The 18047-nt window shown below is 56.5% G+C and carries 15 protein-coding genes; 2 read left to right on the plus strand and 13 right to left on the minus strand.

From position 1 onward, the window contains the following. Positions 1 to 79: 79 nt before the first annotated feature. The 5 genes from ccmB to ABLU67_RS25270 form a co-directional block, all read right to left on the minus strand. Entirely contained in the window at positions 80 to 736 is a 657-nt protein-coding gene (gene ccmB, locus ABLU67_RS25250; protein WP_103433511.1) for a heme exporter protein CcmB, read from the minus strand. Next, the gene (ccmA, locus tag ABLU67_RS25255) at positions 736 to 1377 is read right to left on the minus strand and encodes a cytochrome c biogenesis heme-transporting ATPase CcmA (RefSeq protein ID WP_032694815.1); all 642 of its coding nucleotides are present in this window, start codon (positions 1375 to 1377) and stop codon (positions 736 to 738) included. The genes ccmB and ccmA overlap by 1 nt, the downstream gene beginning before the upstream one ends. A 7-nt stretch (positions 1378 to 1384) precedes the next feature. Continuing rightward, the gene (locus ABLU67_RS25260) at positions 1385 to 2779 is read right to left on the minus strand and encodes a cytochrome c peroxidase (protein WP_064375311.1); all 1395 of its coding nucleotides are present in this window, start codon (positions 2777 to 2779) and stop codon (positions 1385 to 1387) included. A gap of 405 nt (positions 2780 to 3184) precedes the next feature. Further along, the gene (locus ABLU67_RS25265; protein ID WP_219538987.1) at positions 3185 to 4378 is read right to left on the minus strand and encodes an MFS transporter; all 1194 of its coding nucleotides are present in this window, start codon (positions 4376 to 4378) and stop codon (positions 3185 to 3187) included. 63 nt (positions 4379 to 4441) lie between these two features. After that, positions 4442 to 5218: an SDR family oxidoreductase gene (locus ABLU67_RS25270; protein ID WP_025107304.1), complete on the minus strand. Its 777-nt coding sequence runs from the start codon at positions 5216 to 5218 to the stop codon at positions 4442 to 4444. 145 nt (positions 5219 to 5363) lie between these two features. On the opposite strand from ABLU67_RS25270, the gene ABLU67_RS25275 reads away from it, so the two are divergent. Next, positions 5364 to 6284, plus strand: coding sequence for a LysR substrate-binding domain-containing protein (locus ABLU67_RS25275; protein WP_032750936.1), 921 nt, complete (start codon positions 5364 to 5366; stop codon positions 6282 to 6284). Between the two features lie 39 nt (positions 6285 to 6323). Here the strand turns inward: ABLU67_RS25275 and ABLU67_RS25280 are convergent, their stop codons facing one another. The 7 genes from ABLU67_RS25280 to ABLU67_RS25310 form a co-directional block, all read right to left on the minus strand. After that, the gene (locus tag ABLU67_RS25280) at positions 6324 to 7097 is read right to left on the minus strand and encodes a transporter substrate-binding domain-containing protein (protein ID WP_004853415.1); all 774 of its coding nucleotides are present in this window, start codon (positions 7095 to 7097) and stop codon (positions 6324 to 6326) included. Positions 7098 to 7132: 35 nt separating this feature from the next. Next, positions 7133 to 7927, minus strand: coding sequence for a CatB-related O-acetyltransferase (locus tag ABLU67_RS25285; protein ID WP_014226484.1), 795 nt, complete (start codon positions 7925 to 7927; stop codon positions 7133 to 7135). Positions 7928 to 8062: 135 nt separating this feature from the next. Beyond that, positions 8063 to 9127, minus strand: a complete 1065-nt coding sequence (locus ABLU67_RS25290) for a fimbrial protein (RefSeq protein WP_049103470.1) — start codon at positions 9125 to 9127, stop codon at positions 8063 to 8065. A 48-nt stretch (positions 9128 to 9175) separates the two neighbouring features. After that, a complete protein-coding gene (locus ABLU67_RS25295; RefSeq protein WP_221687743.1) occupies positions 9176 to 11710 on the minus strand; it encodes a fimbria/pilus outer membrane usher protein in 2535 nt (844 codons plus the stop codon). 28 nt (positions 11711 to 11738) lie between these two features. Beyond that, the gene (locus tag ABLU67_RS25300; protein WP_032694785.1) at positions 11739 to 12398 is read right to left on the minus strand and encodes a molecular chaperone; all 660 of its coding nucleotides are present in this window, start codon (positions 12396 to 12398) and stop codon (positions 11739 to 11741) included. 163 nt (positions 12399 to 12561) lie between these two features. Next, positions 12562 to 13158, minus strand: a complete 597-nt coding sequence (locus ABLU67_RS25305; RefSeq protein ID WP_014226488.1) for a fimbrial protein — start codon at positions 13156 to 13158, stop codon at positions 12562 to 12564. Between the two features lie 665 nt (positions 13159 to 13823). Further along, positions 13824 to 15344, minus strand: a complete 1521-nt coding sequence (locus tag ABLU67_RS25310; RefSeq protein WP_004853428.1) for an aldehyde dehydrogenase family protein — start codon at positions 15342 to 15344, stop codon at positions 13824 to 13826. A gap of 249 nt (positions 15345 to 15593) precedes the next feature. Between ABLU67_RS25310 and ABLU67_RS25315 the strand changes: the two genes are divergently transcribed. Then, complete coding sequence (locus ABLU67_RS25315) at positions 15594 to 17381, plus strand: sigma-54-dependent Fis family transcriptional regulator (protein ID WP_122117977.1); 1788 nt, start codon at positions 15594 to 15596, stop codon at positions 17379 to 17381. Positions 17382 to 17394: 13 nt separating this feature from the next. Here ABLU67_RS25315 and ABLU67_RS25320 read toward each other — a convergent pair whose 3' ends face one another. Beyond that, positions 17395 to 17991: a phosphatase PAP2 family protein gene (locus ABLU67_RS25320; protein WP_025107295.1), complete on the minus strand. Its 597-nt coding sequence runs from the start codon at positions 17989 to 17991 to the stop codon at positions 17395 to 17397. Between the last annotated feature and the right edge of the window lie 56 nt (positions 17992 to 18047).

Here is an 18047-nt window from a genome sequence, read left to right on the forward strand (position 1 = left end):
AAAGATAAATCCATTGATAAGCCCGGGCCTGGATCCCCGGCGCCGCAAACCTGATAAGCGTCATCCATCAAAAACCGCGCTAGTGCAGACTGACGCGTAGCGCCGCCGCCGTCGCAAAGGGGCTTAACGTTGCGCTGCCCGCCAGCAGCGCGCCCAGTATCGCCATATACCCCGCCACGGGCAGATGCATGGAGGCCGCATCCATCGCGGCGGTAGCAAAAATAAGTAAGGGAATAGTCAGCGGCAGAACCAGAATGCTTAACAGCGCGCCGCCGCGCTTAAGTCCGACGGTGAGCCCCACGCCCGGCGCGCCGAGGAACCCCAGCGTCGGCGTCCCTAATAGCAGGGTCAGCGCCATAATTTTCCAGCCATAGACGTCCATGCCCAGCAGCAGAGCCACCAGCGGCGACAGGATCAGCAGGGGCACACCGGTGACCACCCAGTGAGCCATCACTTTAGCCACGACCACCGCCGGCAGCGGTAAAGGCAGCAGCATCAGCTGTTCAAGGCTGCCGTCCTGTAAGTCGTCGCGAAACAAGCGCTCGAGCGCCAGCAGCGAGGAGAGCAGCGCAGCGACCCAAATAATGCCGGGCGTCAGCCGCGCCAGCAGCTGCGGCTCCGGACCAACGGCAAGCGGAAACAGCGTAATGACAATCAGAAAAAACCACAGCGGATTGGCGATTTCCGCGCGATGGCGAAACGCGACCCGCACTTCAAGGCAAAAAATCCGCCACATCACGGTTCCGCCCTCTCGCCGCGCAGCGCAATGCGTCGAATCCTGTCGGATGCCGCGCTAATTGATTGATGGGCAGTGAAAATGACGATGCCGCCTTGCTCCGTGTGCTGCGCCATGCGCTGAATCAGGCGTTCGACGCCCTCCGTATCGACGGCGGTAAAAGGTTCGTCGAGGATCCACAGGCGGGCGCGGGTCAGCCAGAGGCGCGACAGCGCCACGCGCTGCTGCTGACCGGCGGAGAGCTGGTTAACAGGAATATCGTCGAAGCCGGCAAGCCCGGCCTGCTTAAGGGCCTCCCGGCACTGGGCGATATCATCGTGTTGATGGAGAAAGCGCAGGTTTTCCATGGCGGTCAGCCTGGCTTTGATTCCCGGCTTATGGCCAATCCACAGCAGGTTTTGCTGGTAGCTATCGCGCACGCGATGCAGAGGGCGCCCTTGCCAGTAGATTTCTCCGGCATCAGCGCGGGCCAGCCCGGTAAGCAGGCGCAGGAGAGTGGTTTTCCCCGCACCGTTGCCTCCGGCTATCTGCACCCAATCGCCCGCCGAAACGCTGAATGAAAAATCTTTCATCAGCGTCCGACCATCGCGTTCGCAGTGCAGTTTAATGGCCCTGAGCCAGCTCCGGGAACTTTCGCTCATCATCCCGTTATTGCCCCGGCTGATACGGCGTATAAACACCGGTCAGGCTATGCAGAAAAGCGACAATATCATCGATATCTTTTTGCGCTAAATCCGTACCGACCTGATAGCGCAGCATCAGTTTTACTGCACCATCAAGCGTCGGAACATCACCGCGATGAAAATAGGGCGCGGTGAGCGCCACGTTGCGCAGACCCGGCACTTTTTGGCGTAATTTATCCCGTACCTCTTTCGTCACATTCATTCGGCCAATATCAGCAGCCGTGATTTCACCAAAATTAAAATCACGCTTCAGCCCCAGCGGTTCAAAAGAGCGGCCGCCGAGAATAATACCGCCGTGACAGGTAGCACATTTATTATCTTTAAATAGCTGATAGCCATGTTTTTGTTGCGCGGTCAGCGCGTCTTCATCACCGCGCAGCCAATTATCAAATGGCGCGTCGGGGGTAATTAATGTTTTTTCAAATTCAGCGATAGCGTCAGTGATGCGCTCACCGCTAAAACCTTGCGGATAAACGGCTAAAAAATCCTTTTTCAATACGGGATCTTTATCCAGTTTATTAATAATGTCTCCCCAGGATTTTGATGCCATCTCAATGGGGTTTAACGGCGGGCCACCGGCCTGTTCTTGCAGCGTTGATGCCCGTCCGTCCCAGAATTGCTCAATATTAAAGACGGAGTTAAATACCGTTGGCGCGTTAATTGGCCCAACAGCGCCCCCCACGCCGATAGACGTTTTTCTGCCATCGACCCCGCCCGCGTTTAACGCATGGCAGTGTGCGCAAGAAATGGTGCTATCCCCGGACATTCGCGCGTCGTGATAAAGACGAAAACCCAGCGCAGCTTTCCGCTCATCAACGGGCAGCTTTTTAGGGATCGGCTGGAGAGGTTCATTGCGATGCTGCGCGGCGGTATCAGCGCTGGCATAGTAGCGCTCGCGCTGGTGCTTAATCCAGTTGAGTATCTCAATACGTTCGCTGTCGCTAACGCCGCCGGCCCAGTGCAGCGCGACGTATCGCGTAGGCGGCATCGTTTGATGCTGCATAACCCACTCAATCTTGTTTAATCCACTTTGTGAAACGGGTTTATCGTCAATCAGTGACGTACGCACGGATTGAAGGTTAAAGGATTTGTATCCCAGCTGTACGTCATAATCCATCAGCTGTTTGGCAACGGGAAAAGCGGCGTAAAAGGGCAACTCCGCCGAGGGCGTGTGGCAATAGTCGCAACCTTTTTCATTAAAAAAAGAGAGGACTTTATTATTCTCGGCAACCGCCGAGAGCCGGACGTCGTTTTTTTTAATACGCTGACTGTCGTAATACCAGATATAGCCTGACAACCCTAAATAACATAACACGCCTGCGGTAATGACCGAGGCTGTAATGGTCGCAATTTTCTTCATAAGATCATTCCTTTGAGGCATTGCAGCTGAGATAATGACGTTTTATATTTATAGTTTCACGTAACATCATAGCGGTGACGGCGCCGTGGATATTGATTAGCGTCAAAGCCGATGACAGGCAGGGCCTATAGATATAATAACCACACCCTATCATCACTATATTATTCTGCGCTGCGCGCGGCGGCTAAAAACCTCACTCCCTTGCTCAATCCTCCATGTATTCATTCTTATTATATAAACGGGTAAAACATTAATAAGAGGATTCACATTAGCGTGTTTCCATTAAGCAGTAAAAAAGAGAGATGAATTTTATCTCACCCTACCAATTCATATTTTAAATTTGCTCTCGCGGCAGAAATAAAAAGCGGAAAAATAATTCCGCCTGCGTTTGAAAAGCTAAGAGGATTAACCCCTTAGCGTTGGGCGTCGGCCTGCCAACAATGCGATCAGCGCAACCGCAACCGGCACCAGCGAACCCCACAGCACGGCATTCCAGCCGAAGAGGTTCATCAACGCGCCCGAGGAAAATGAGCCAATCATCATGACGCCGAAGACAATAAAATCATTCAGCGATTGCACCTGAGTTTTCTCTTCCGGCCGGTGGAAATCCATGATCTGCGCCGACGCGCCGGTAAAGCCGAAGTTCCAGCCGATACCCAGCAGGATCAGCGACAGCCAGTAGTGCATCACGTCGATACCGGCGAGGCCAACCATCACCGACAGCAGCAGCAGAACTAAACCGGCCGCGTTAATACGCCGGGCGCCGAAGCGATTAATCAGCTTGCCGGTAAAAAATCCGGGACCGTACATGGCGATCACGTGCCACTGAATGCCCAGATTCGACGCCTGCTGGGAGATCCCGTGCATATGCATGGAAAGCGGCGCCGCGGTCATCAGGAAGTTCATCACCATATAGGATATAGCGCCGCTAAAAACCGTCCGGGAAAACCCCGGCTGGCGCACGATTTCGCCCAGCGGGCGCCCGCCCGATTTGGCCTGCGCCGCCGGCTCGGGGGTTTTTACCCCCAGCAAGACCAGCGCGGATACCGCCGCCACCAGCCCCTGAGCGATAAAGGTCATCGCAAAGGTGTGCGGCGGCCACAAATTCATGGTCGCGGTCACCAGCATCGGGCCGATGATCCCCGCCGCCACGCCGCCGCCCATGACCAGCGAGAGCGCCCGCGCGCGCCGCTCGCCGCTGACGCCGTCGGTAGCGGCAAAGCGGAAGGACACCGCCACCGCCGCATAGGCGCCGCCGAAAAAGGCCGCGAGACAGAACAGCCCGAACGAAGCGATCGCGACCGCCAGCGCCGCCAGCGCTCCCGTCAACAAGCCGGCGCCGGTACCGACCATAAAGACCGTTTTGCGCCCGCGTCTTCTGGCCAGCGCGCCAAACGGCAAAATACAGGCCGCCATCCCCAGCACAAAAATGGTGATGGGCAGCGTGGCCAGCGTCGGCGAGGGCGCGATGGCGTTGCCCACAATCGCCCCGGTGGCGTAAAACACCACCGAGTTTGCCCCTGCGAGCGCCTGCGCCGTCGCCAGGCGAACAATATTTTGGTTTTGCTGTCCGACGGGCAGCGTTATCTCAGCGCTCATGACTCTCTTTATCCTGAATTCGTTTGCGTTATGCCAATACCCTGACTGACATAATGAACGTAATCAGGCATGACGACCAGCCATCACGCCGCCATCAATATCCCAAACCGCGCCGGTCACCCAGCGGGTGCTATCGCTGAGCAGAAACGCCACGGTTTGCGCGATATCATCAGGCGTGCCGACGCGGCCAATGGGATGGAAGCCGTCAAAGCTGTTCATCACATCCTTCACATCCTCTTTAGGGATAAACCCTTCATATATCGGCGTATGCACCACCGCCGGCGATACCGCATTGACCCGAATCCCGCTGCCGCCCAGCTCAATCGCCAGATTTTTGGTCAGCGCATGCAGACCCGCTTTCGCCATGGAGTAGGCTGACGACGGCGTTGCGCCGATGGCCTGCTGCGCCCACATCGAGCCGATATTCACAATCGAACCTTTGATGCCATTAGCCAGCATATTGCGCACCACCTCGCGGGTGATAAAAAACGTCGCGCGGTTGAGATGCATATACCGATCGTAGTCAGCCATTTCATGTTCGATAAACGGCTTCGGGAAGAAAACGCCGGCGGCGTTGACCAGCAGGCTGATATCCTGATGTTCCGCGTTAATAGCGGCCATAACCTGCTGCATACCGCTTTCGCTCGTCAGGTCAGCGACGATAACATCCACCTTCCCCGCTGCCGCCAGCGCCTGACGCGCCTGTTCGGCTTTCTGCCGACGATTGCCCACCAGCACCACGCTGCCGCCATTCTCCACCACCCGTTTGGCCGTCGCCAGCCCCATACCGCTGGTCCCGCCAACCACTAACAGTTTTTTCCCCATAAACGCCGTATTCATCATTCACCTCTTCACGCTTGATTTGTGTGGCCTAAGCATGCCTTTCCTGCAGCGCGCTGACGAATGAGAAGAAATAGCCCAACGACAAAGAAAATCTATCTTGATGGCCTATACTGAGACGCAAATTCACTGAGGGATATTCACCATGCGATCGCTTAACCGACTGAAATGGCTTCACGCATTTGAAGCCACCGCCCGCCACGGCAGCTTTACCGGCGCGGCGCGCGAGCTGGGCGTGACGCCCGCCGCCGTCGGGCAGCTGGTCAGGGCGTTGGAGGATTGGGTCGGCCATCCGCTGCTGCACCGTACCCGTAGCGGTAAAGAGCGTCTCACCCTGGTGAGCGAGGCGCAGGCGGCGCTGCAGGATATTACTCAGGGGCTGGATAAGCTGGAGAGCGGACTGAATAAGCTTCGCGGCCGCCGGGCGCGTTCCGTGGTGGTGATTACCGCCTCGCAGGTGCTGATGATGAACTGGCTGATGGAGCGCTTAAACCGCTTCTCTGAAGTCCATGATAATATCGACCTGCGTCTCAACGTTACGGAAAAGCTGATGGACGTGGCCCACGGCGAAGCGGATTTGGCGGTACGCTGCGGTCGCGGCGACTGGCCCGGGGTCAATAAAACCTGGCTGATGGATGAAGAAGCGGTGCTGGTGTGCAGCCCGCTAATCGTCCCGGCAGACAAAACCGCCTGCGGCGAGTGGCTGGCGGCGCAAAAGCTGATTCATGATGATACGCCCTATCCCGGCGCCAGCTTTCCATCATGGGCGGAAGTGCTGGAGGCCGCTCAGGCGCCAACGGCGCGCGATAGCGGGTTGCACATTAACTCAACGTCGGCGGTCATCCTGGCCGCGCTCAGCGGGCGCGGCGTCGCTATTGTTCGCCGGGCGCTGGTACAACAGCTCCTCGCCACCGGCCAGCTCGTTCAGCTACACCCGGCCCGCCGCTGGCCGCTCACCTGGTCCTACTATATTGTGACGCCCCAGCATGCGGTCATGCGCCCGGAAGTGAAGGTGTTTTATGACTGGCTGCTTCACGATGTGCTGGCGGAAAACCCGATACGCTGAATATCTTCCGCCACACCTGCATAGAAAACCTTTATTGCTTTATGGTTTTAGCTGGTCATGAATGCGCCACTTCTGTTTCAGCACGTTTTTGTCCTGGCTGGCCAGCCACTGGTTAACCTTGTCCAGCAGCTGCGGGTTATCTTTATTCATCATATAGACTTTGAAGCTGGCGGTGCCCGGGAACGGCTGCTCATTGGCCACGCAAAACACGCCCGGTTCATTGCTCTGGTAATAGACGCCCTCAATCAGGTCGGTCACCATCATATCCGCCGTTTTCTGCCGCAGCGCTTCAAGGTTATCGATATTGTTTTTCACCCGAATAATCTGCGCCTGCTTGATATGTTCATCGACAAAGCTTTGGTTGGTGCCGCCCGGATTCACCACCACCTTCACGTTTGGCTGGTCGATTTTTTCCAGGCTACCGAGCGCCGGCGCCGCCGCGCAGTTAGCCAGCGCAATCTTGCCGTTCGGCACCACCGGCTGGCTTAACGCGAAATCTTTCGCCCGCGCTGCGGTTTCCGTCACCCCGCCCATGGCGATATCAAACTTATCGGCCTTCAGGTCGGCGGAGAGCGTGGGCCAGCTGGTCGTCACAAAGCTCACCTTTAGCCCAAGCCGCTTGCCGAGATCTTTCGCCATATCAACATCGTAGCCCACCAGCTCCCCGGCTTTATTATGAAACGCCAGCGGCGCGTAATCCCCCGGGACGCCGACTTTCAGTTCGCCGCTTTGTTGAATGCTGTTCATGTCGCGCGCCTGGGCGCCAAAGGCGACGGCAGCGATGACGAAAACAAGACCTGACTTCAACTTCATCGTTATATCCTTGTTCAAATGTGAACCGTTTATGATTACACCGCGCTGCGCAGCGGATGCTGTTTATTGTTTATAAAATCTTTAATCATGGAGACCGTCAATACCGGCGGCGAGAAAGGCGGCATCGTTCCTTCGGCCACCCGCCCGGCGAGCTGCTCGCAAAAGCGCTCAACCTGATTAACCGGATACCCGGCAATATCCTGGGCGGAGTAACGCCACCATCGTAGCGCCATCAGCTGCTCAATAATCGCCTCGCTGAAGCGCATGCGGATGATCTTCGCGGGATTACCGCCGACGATGGCGTACGGTGCGACGTCTTTGACCACCAGCGCGTTGGCGGCAATGACAGCCCCATCGCCAATAGTAATCCCCTGCGCCAGGGTGACATTCTGGCCAATCCACACATCGTTGCCGATGGTTATCGGCCGGGGGGTTTTTGCAAAAGGATAAAACTGGTTGGTCCTGCCGCTATCGGCAGCCAGCGTCGCCATCACGCCGGAATGATGGGCATAAAACACCGGGCTGGCGCTGGCCCACTCCAGGGGATGTCGGTCGCCGAGCACCTGTAACCGATCGGCAATCGACGTGTAGCGCCCCACGTTAATCAGCGCCGGCAGCAGGGTTCGCGTATAGCTAAAGGCGCCCAGCGAGGCCAGCCGTTCGCCGCAGCGCCCCCAGTAGGTGGTATAGGCCTCGGTGGCTAAGTTTTCCGGTATCTCAATCGACAGGTCGTCACGGTAAAAGGCGTGGCTACAGGCCAGCGTCTGCCCGCCGACAAAAATCCGCTGCGCCTGCAATAGTGGCTTAAGCTCCCCAAAGGCGATTTTCATTATCGATTTTCCCGCACAAAAGTATTCCCGGACAGCCGCTTAATCTCTCGATCATTGATAGCGTACCGATCCGCTCGCCGTGCGAAAAATCGTTATGACTTCTCTTTTTTGTGAGCGACAGCGCGAAAGCGACGGTCAGTTATACTCCAGCGCAAACGTCACCATGCTATTGGCGGTACCGGCGGTTACCGCGTCATCCGTCTGTACGTACTGGGCGTTAAAGTTGATATTTTCCGCCGCCCCCGCGCTGCTGGCGGTAATCCGCTTGAGTACAGGTAAGTTACTGGCCTCATTGATTTTGACGCCGGTTCCGGCGGCGGGCGCTGGGGCACTGTTATTGCCGTAGGTGAGCCTGACGCCCACACCGCTCGCGGAGGCGTTTGCTTTACTTAGCGCCAGAGTATCCGTTCCCCCGGATGGCGAGGTGACGCCAAAAAAGCCGATACGGATATCGGTTGGCGTGGAGCAGAAGACCGGTATGGAGAAGCGCTTCGCGACGCCGCCGGTGGTGTTTTTGCCCTTAAACTCCGCTTTATTTACCGTGCCGAGGCTAACGTGAATATTCGCGGTTGAAACCTGACAGCTGCCGCTGCTGCCGATATCGACATTCAGCGCCGCCATATCGAGCGTGACCGGCGAGCTGGCGACAAAACCGCTGCGGCTGTCGGCCTGCTGCTGGATAGTGAGTTCGCCAATCTGCGGCTGCGCCGGAACGTTTGCGTGGTTGCCGCTGACCAGGGCGACATTACCGGTCTTATAAAACGTCACAAAGACTTTCACCACAATCTGCTGCTGGTTCAGCAGATTAGCCATCTCATTGCTGTCGCAAACCGTCACGGATTCCCCATTACCGGCCGCATGGCTGCCATCAATAAAGCGAACGGCGCCGCCGCTGCACTGGAAGCCCAGCGAGTATCCTATGCCGTCCAGCGCTGAGGGGAACACGTGCTGACCGCCGATTGACAGCGGCGTTGAGGCCGTTTTTAGCTGCCGATAAACCAGACGCTTTGCCGCCGCTTTCGGCACCTGAAGATCGCAGGAGAAATGAATCCCGCTGCCGTTATCCGCCATCATGCCGGTCATCTGGGTATTCAACGGCAGCGTGGGCAGGTACTTGATATTCTGGACGTTCACGGTCATCTGGCCGATATCTCCTCTGCAGGTTTCCGCCCAGCCGCTGTGGCTATAAATCCCCGCCATCAGCAGGAATAAAAACGATACTATGCGCAAAATCACCTCTGTGCAGACCTACTGGCAGAGGCCAGAGACGGTTTTAACCGGACTCTGCCCCTGCTGTACGGTATCGGTAAGATGGAAATGCAGCGCGCATCTCCGTGAGAGATTGTCGGCGTTCCAGGCGGTATCGAGCGTCCCTTCTTGCGGAATACCGCTCAGATAGACCTGCCCGCCATCCGCCACCATGCCGCCCGGCGCCGCGCCCCGATCGTCTTCTGCTTTACGCAAGCGAACGCTGGCGCCGAACGGCAGCGGACCGTGGCTATCGCGAAGGGTAAACAGCACGCGGCTGCCGATGTGGGTCTGATAGTTTGCCTGCACCACCGCCCCGCCGCCGGGGATCACCGTCTGTCCTTCAAGTTCAACATCGGCATCGTCGGCCAGCGATTCGGTATCGAGCGTAATGGTGTTTTTGCGATACGCCGTCAGCGAGGGCACCACCGCATAGCCCCGCCAGTCGGTATGCACGTTGCTGCCGTTCTGAATCGCCACGTCGGCGGCACCCGGCGCGCGTACGATGGCAAAGCTTTCGCCGACGGTCTGACCCAGCGTCACGCCATGAGGATGGGCGACGATGGACCCCGATGCGCCCCAGGTCAGCTGATGGCTTGCGCTATCGCGGCGATAGCCGAGCTGCGCGGTTCCATAGCCGCCGTGGTAATCGAGCGATGCGCTGCTGTTGCTGCCCTGGCCGCCGTTAACGTAGCCCTGCTGAAGGGAGTAGTAGAGATTGGGATTGCGCGGAAGCGAACCGTACAGCGACGCCTGCTGCGAGGTGCGTCCGTTATTGTCGGAGGTGGTGCTGTAGCTAACCGCGCTCTCGGACAGCGGGCCGCCAAGCGGAATGCTCAGGTTCAAGGACCACGAGCGATCGTCTTTTTGGCGATCGGATGACTGGGTGTAGTAATAACCCACGCCCCACGAAACGCCTCGCCAGGCGCTGTAAAAACCGAGATGGATCGTTTCATCGCGGCTCTGGCGGTGCCAGTACTCCTGCGACCAGGCGGAAATCGCCAGGCTGCTCATACCGCCAAACGCCTGAGAAAGGGAGACCTCTTCGCGGCTGCGCTTGTTATCCAGCAGGCCATTGCGGCTCTCAAGCGCGCTGGCTTCGCTGAAGTCGTAATAACCACCTGAGGAGTAGCGATAGCTGGCGAGGCTAAATGAGGTGCCGGTGCCGGCAAAATCCTTCTGGTACTGCACCCGTACCGAATGGCCGGCCGAGCGCTTTCCCGACGGCGTCGTGGTGTTCGCCCATGTCGCATCGCCTCCAAGCGATCCGAGCTCGCCAAAACCGCGCCCGACGCCGAGCGCCCACGACTGGTAATCCTGCGCCAGCTGGCTACCGCCGTAGAGCGTGAATTCAGCCGGTAGCCCATAAAAGAGCGTACCCTGCAAAAACGTCGGCGAGCGCGCCTGGCTCTGCTCCGAATGGTAGCGTCCGGCGCTCAGGCTGAATTTCACGCGTCCTTCCCGCAGCATAAACGGGACGGCTGAAAAGGGCTGGGTAAAGGTCCGCACCGAACCATCGCTCTCTTTTACCTGCACCTCGAGATCGCCGCTTTGCGCCGTTGGATAGAGGTCGTTTATCGCAAACGCTCCCGGCGAGACGAACGTTTCATAGATAACGTAGCCATGCTGGGAGATGGTGACTTTGGCGTTGCTGTGCGCCATTCCGCGGATCGTCGGGGCGAAGCCGCGCTGGCTATCCGGCAGCATTTCATCATCGGACATCAGCTGAACGCCGCGAAACTGCACGCTGTCGAAAACGTCGCCGGTCGTAAAGGTATCGCCCATCCGCAGCAGGCTTTTGAGTGACTTCAGGTCGCGCTGTAGCCAGGTACTCTGAGAATTCCAGCGCCGGGTCCGGTCATACTCCATCGACGAGACGTTACGCAGGCGCCAGGCGCCAAGGTTAACCCCGCTGCGTAGATTCAGGTAGCTGGAGCGGCTGCTGTCATCCGTCTGCCGGGTTTGCGACCCGGTCAGGTTATAGTTAACAAACGCCGCCGGGATACCGTCATCCCAGCGTGCCGGATCCACGTATCCGCGGCTTTGGGCGTTCATGGCCGCCTGGGGAATACTTAAGTTCAGACGCTGAGTGGCGAAATCAAAACGGCTGCTGGCATCGGGGATGTAGCGCTCGATGCGAGTAAACGTTTCTCCCTCATGCAGGGTATTAAACGCCGGGAAAGCGCTGACGTTGACGCCATATTCCGCCAGCTGCGCCGGGGTTAACTGCGGCCGCAGTTCGCCGTTGCTGTCGACAAATGTCACCTCACCTTGGGCTATCTCCTGGTTATTCACCCAAATGCTGACCGGGTATGTCCCGGGCTGCTGGCCGCCAGCTTTAGCAAAATAGTGTAAATCAGCGGTCTTTTGCTGCGGATTAGTAAATTCTAATGCCGCCGGATCAAAGTAGTCCTCCGCCCGCGCGATACCGCTTTGGTACAGCAGAAAAAGCGCCGTCGGCAATAATAAAATCCCGCCGGTTGGCGCCGCGATCGCCGAATAAACGGAAGTCATATCCGAAGTGTTATTTTTCACAATATCCTGACCAGGCGAAGCAAATTAATTACTGTTGCGCGTAATCCGTAATACCACCGAAGTCATTAATGGCGCGCCATTTAACTACCCCGGAATGAGTAATCGGCCACGCTTTATGATCAAAGGGGCCAATCATGCCGGGTTGCGGAATATCTGTACCGCCAACCGAAATAACAAAAAAGGAGACAAAATAGGGCGTCGGGTTTTGGGCAACCAGCCTGGAACCTTCAATGTTAAACGTCAGCTTGCGCCATGCATCGTCAGGCTCGCCCGCCAGACCATTCGGGCGATAGAAGATCTTAAACTTTGATTTAATATTGACCTGAAGCTTGTTCACTTCATCTTGTTTCGTTGGTGCAATACTTTTCACATTGAGCCAAAAAACGGATTCGCGATCGGTGGGCAGCGTTCCACCAATATAGTTAATACGCAATACGTTCTGCTGTTCAGGATCGAGACGGAAAAGCGGCGGCGTCACAATAAAGGGCACCCGGCTTTTATTGTTTTCCGCATAGTTTTCTACCCACGATTGCACCAGATAAGGTGAATGAGTATCAGCGTTGGTGACCGATATTGCGGCTTCACGTTTCCCTTCCTGATAAACAACACGGGTTCCTCCCATGACAATACCGGCCTGTGCCGCAGTTGATAGCAATAAAAAGGCTATCGCGGCGATCGTTCGTTTCATAATGACTACCGTCCGGGAATAATAAAAGCGGGTATCACTGCCTGAAGCTGATAAATAATCTGCATTAATTATGCCGACCCTATTTCAGCCGGGCGGCGGCGGCTGGCGGCTTACCCGGCGTGGGAAGCCATGAATAACCGCAGCTTTACCCGCTTCCAGGGTATTAGTTGTAAACCATATTGAAGTTGGCCGTACCGTTGGCAGAACCGGCGGAAACCGCGCTGGTTGAGACATAGTCAGCAAAGAATTCCAGATCGGCGGTACCCGTTGCCGCGCCGCTCGCGCCAGCGGTAACGCTGTGGCCGCGTGAGACGGCGCCGAGATCAACCGGCGTCGACTTATCATCTTCATACAGCTTTATCGCTACCCCACTTGCGGTACCGTTAATCGCCAGCAGATCGCTATTGTTGGTATCGCGGGTACCGTCAAACAGCACCGAGACGGTGGTAACGGTAGAAGGACAATCTTTCACTTTGATATGGAAGGCGGTTTTGGTCGTTTCAGAACCTGCGCCGGTAAAATAGCTGCTCGCCCATTTCCCCAGATCGACGCTCTGATTTGCGCTGGTGCTATCAACATTACAGGAGGAATCGGTAATCGATCCGGTAAATTCTACCTGCCCACCCGTCCCCTGCGTGCCCGCATTAGAACCGGGATTAACGGTCATTGCCGATCTGGCGGGTTGTGAAGGCGAGGATAATGCGCTAGCGGACACCAGAGCACCGACAAACATTGCCATAATACGAAATTGCGTTTTCATTATTCATCTCATCTCTAACTTATATTTTCGACAGATTGCGCGCGAGGGCTTAAGCCCCGGGCAAATCTGCGTGCAGATCCTCCATGTTAATAATATTCGCGTTCCGTCCGCAGGACATCAGGCAGCAAAAATAAGCTGCTTAATTGGCTATTTTGATAAAAAGAAGTTCTTCGGCGAAATTCCACAAACCCTTTATTAAGGTAACAAATAAATACTATCCCTACCGATTACAAATCGCAATATTTTGTTATGTTAATGAAATGCTGTTTTATTTTACATATAAAGATAATATTAAAAACATTATGCGCATTGTTAATTAATGCAACCAAAAATCACGATGCAATAACATCAAAAAGCAACATCAGGCGGCGTAATTTAACAACCCCCCCTAATTTTACCGCGGTTTTTCGGCAATAATTCTGTGAGCGGACTGGGTTTTTATAGAATATTAGGATAAATCTTAGATTGGCTTTTATCTTATTTTCGTTATCGAATAAACAATAATCACGCGAGTCATTATAAGCAGGAGATATTGATGACAAGTGTATTTCATCTGAAAGCCGGGGAGGAAAGATGAATAACAATACTTTCTTTGTGGAATAATAAACCCGCAATCGATGCTGAAGATTGCGGGTTATCCTAAAATAAATAGCTGACAGAGACGATCAGAACAGGCCCAGCGGCGCGGTACCGTAGCTCACCAGCAGGTTCTTCGTCTGCTGATAGGCATTGAGCGCCATCTTATGGGTTTCGCGCCCTACGCCGGACTGTTTGTAGCCGCCGAACGCGGCGTGCGCAGGGTAGATGTGATAGCAGTTGGTCCACACCCGACCGGCCTTAATGCCGCGCCCCATGCGATAAGCCAGGTTGGTATCCCGCGTCCACACCCCGGCCCCAAGGCCAAACTGGGTTTGGTTTGCAATAGCCAGCGCCTCGGCTTCATCTTTAAAGGTGGTGACGCCGATAACCGGGCCAAAGATCTCCTCCTGGAAGCTGCGCATATCGTTGCGGCCCTGAATCAGCGTCGGCTGAATATAGAAACCGTTATCCAGTTCTGCAGAGATGCTGGCGCGTTCGCCACCGGTCAGGATCTTTCCGCCTTCATCGCGAGCGATCTTAATATAGGAAAGGATCTTATCGAACTGCTGACGCGACGCCTGTGCGCCGATCATCGTATCGGTATCAAAGGGGTCGCCGCGGCGAATTTGCGCCACCTTCTCCATGACCCGCGCCATAAAGGGCTCGTAAATAGACTCCTGAATCAGCGCGCGGGACGGGCAGGTGCAGACCTCACCCTGATTAAAGAAGCCCAGAACCAGGCCTTCAACCGCCTTCTCGATATACTCTTCTTCGCCTTCCATCACGTCGGCAAAGTAGATGTTCGGCGATTTACCGCCCAGCTCAACGGTACAGGGGATAATGTTTTCCGCCGCGCAGGCCATGATATGGCGGCCTACCGGCGTTGAGCCGGTAAAGGCGATTTTGGCGATGCGTTTACTGGTTGCCAGCGCTTCGCCCGCCTCTTTGCCAAATCCCTGAACCACGTTAAGGACGCCCGCCGGGAACAGATCGCCAATAATCTCCAGCAGCAATGTAATGCTGAGCGGCGTCTGCTCTGCCGGTTTCAGCACCACGCAGTTGCCCGCAGCCAGCGCCGGAGCGAGCTTCCAGGCGGCCATCAGCAGCGGGAAGTTCCACGGAATAATTTGTCCGACCACGCCGAGAGGCTCATGGAAGTGATAAGCCACCGTCGTTTCATCAATCTCCGCCGTGCTTCCCTCCTGCGCGCGCAGGCAGCCGGCGAAATAGCGGAAGTGATCGACCGCCAGCGGCAGGTCGGCGTTGAGGGTTTCGCGGATCGGCTTACCGTTATCCCAGCTCTCCGCTACCGCCAGATATTCCAGGTTGGCCTCAATACGGTCGGCAACCTGCAGCAGCAGATTAGCGCGGTGCTGAGCCGACGTTTTGCCCCAGGCGTCGGCGGCCCGGTGCGCCGCATCAAGGGCGAAGTCGATATCTTTGGCATCAGAACGCGGAAACTGCCCGATGTTGCTACCGTCGACCGGGGAGGTATTCATAAAGAATTCTCCACCGATGGGTTCAACAAATTTACCGTCAATAAAGTTACCGTAGGCTGACTTCAGTGAAACCAAAGCGCCCGGTGTGCCAGGATGAGCATAACGCATCGCGAATCTCCTTCATGTAGGGTTGAGGGCAGCGGCATATTAGTTTTGTACGGCGGCTCGCTGCGTCTCTCGTCTATTGCAGGGGTTATGCCATTTTTTATATTTTAAAAAAGAAATTAATTTTCAATGAATTAGATAGGTTACGTCACTTTCTGTCGCACAGAATCTCTCTTATGTGTCGCAAATCGCAACACCACGAAAACCATATAGCTACAATATTGCAACACAAATTAAACGACGAGGTGTCCCGTGCCAGGAAATCCGTTTGCCCTGACGCCAGAGATCGAAGCGAACCCGCTGCTCAGCGACTCCTGGTGCCGTAGCCAGCGCTATGGCCTCGACCCCGCCACGGATGACTTCCCTCGCCTGCACGCCAGCGAACTGGCCGACAGGCTCGCCAGACACAGCCGCCTGCAAACGCTGGCCCAGCCGGTCGTTAATGAGCTATCCCGCAAAGTCAACGCTCTGCAATCCGTCGTGGTTCTCTCTGACGCCAGCGGTCTGGTTTTGCAAACCTTTGGCGATACGCACGCCATGCAGAAAGCGCAGCGCTTCGCTTTAGCGCCGGGCAACCTGTGGAGCGAAAGCGGACGCGGAACCAACGCCATTGGCACCGCGCTGGCGATTGACGACAGCTGCGAAATCGATGGCCGCCAGCATTTTCTGACCAGTAACCAGGGTCTTTATTGCGCCGCCGTGCCGCTGCAAAGTCCCGATGGCAAAATAGCCGGGGTGCTGGATATCTCCGGCCCGGCCCGGTACCCGCACGCCCGCACGCTGGCGTGGGTAAAAGGCGCCGCGAAGCAGATAGAATATCTGTGGGTTAAACAGAGTCTGCATCCGCAACAGTGGCTGATGAGCCTGCATCCTCAGCTGGAAAAGCTCGACGGCGTCGACGAATGTCTGCTGGTCTTTACCGACAATGTGCTGATGGCGGCTAACCGGCTGGCGATGCGCGAGTTCTCACTTAACGCAGATCGGTTCGGCCACCTCACGTTCCAGCAGCTTTTTCCGCAGCTGCGGCAAACCGCCGTCAGCGTACCGCTGCCGCTCGTCGCCGGAGATCGAAACTACTATTACCGTCTACGCGCTCCCGTGACCGCTGGCGTGGCGGTGACCGCACGCCCCACCCTCGAGCTGCCTTTCTCCAGCCAGCGCGAAGGCGAAAAGCTGCTGCGCCTGCTTAACGCCGGGATTGGGTTGTGTATCGAAGGCGAAACCGGCTGCGGCAAAGAGTACGTCAGCCGTACCCTGCACCGGCACAGCCGCTGGAGCGGCGGCAAATTCGTCGCCATCAACTGCGCCGCGCTGCCGGAATCACTGATTGAATCCGAGCTGTTTGGCTACCAGCCCGGGGCGTTTACCGGCGCAAACAAAAACGGCTACATCGGCAAAATTCGCGAAGCCGACGGCGGCGTACTGTTTCTTGATGAGATTGGCGATATGCCGTTAACGCTTCAGACCCGGCTGCTGAGGATCTTACAGGAGAAAGAGGTCACGCCGCTTGGCGCCAGCCAGAGCTCGCCGGTTAATTTCGCGGTGATTTGCGCCACCCACCGCAATCTGGCGCAGCGCGTCGCGGAAGGGACCTTCCGCGAAGACCTGCTCTACCGCCTGCGTGAGTTTGCTTTAACGCTGCCGCCCCTGCGCGAATGGCCTGAACTGTCCGGGTTTATCCAACGATTGTGGCGCGAGCTGGGCGGAGAAAAGCGTCGCATCGCGCTGGCCCCGGAAGTTGTGCAACATCTGACGTCTCATCCCTGGCCGGGCAACGTCCGCCAGCTGCAAAGTGTGTTGAGGGTACTGCTGGCCCTCGCCGAAGAGGGTGAAACGCTGGGGATAGATGATTTGCCCCTGGAGTATCGAAGCCCGCCCGTCGCCCGCCCGCTGCGCGGGCTTCAGCAGCACGATGCGCAGCTGATTGCCGACACGCTGGCAAGCTATAACGGCAACATCAGTAAGGCCGCGCAGGCGTTAGGCGTCGCCCGCAGTACGCTGTATCGCCGTGCGGCCCGTCGCGGAAGCCATAGCGCATAGCCTTCTGATTCGCTCAGGGCGTGAAGCGCGGCGGTAGCCAGGCGAACAGGCGTCTGCTTATCGCTTCACACAGGGAGGTTAAGCGGTGCCCAATGCCCGACCAGATAAGCTTCGCGACGCAGACGCCGCAGGCTGAAACCAACGCCGCCCCCACCATGTCCAGCGGAAAGTGAACCCCAAGAAAGATCCGCGACCAGGCCACAGGCAGCGCCGCCAGCAGCAGAAAGAGCCCCGCGGCGCGTGAACGCAGCGAGAGCAGTGCAAACGCGGCGCTAAACATCACCGTGCCGTGGTCGCTCGGGAAAGAGTTATCCGCCGGATGATTTATCCAGGTATGGCCGAGCGGGATCATAAACGGCCGCGGATGAAACAGCAGCATTCCGCAGATCGATCCCAATCCCAGCGCGATCAGAATACTCAAGGTACAAAACAGCGCCTGCCGATGACCCTGCCGCCCGCCGGAAAACCACAGCCAGAGCAGAATGGCCGGAACCACAAAGATGATCCCGCTAGCTGAAAAACGCGCCAATGCCAGGATCGCCTCCGGCGTGCCGGGCGATGCGTTCAGCGCTAAAAAGGCGCTTTGATTAAGGGTTTCCAGTGCGTTCATGGCGGTAGCTCGCGACAGTCATATTTCCGTCATTATCGCCACCCTGGCTTAAGTTA

It is taken from the genome of Klebsiella sp. GN_Kp190, from assembly GCF_040061795.1.
In the GTDB taxonomy this organism is placed as follows: domain Bacteria; phylum Pseudomonadota; class Gammaproteobacteria; order Enterobacterales; family Enterobacteriaceae; genus Klebsiella; species Klebsiella michiganensis.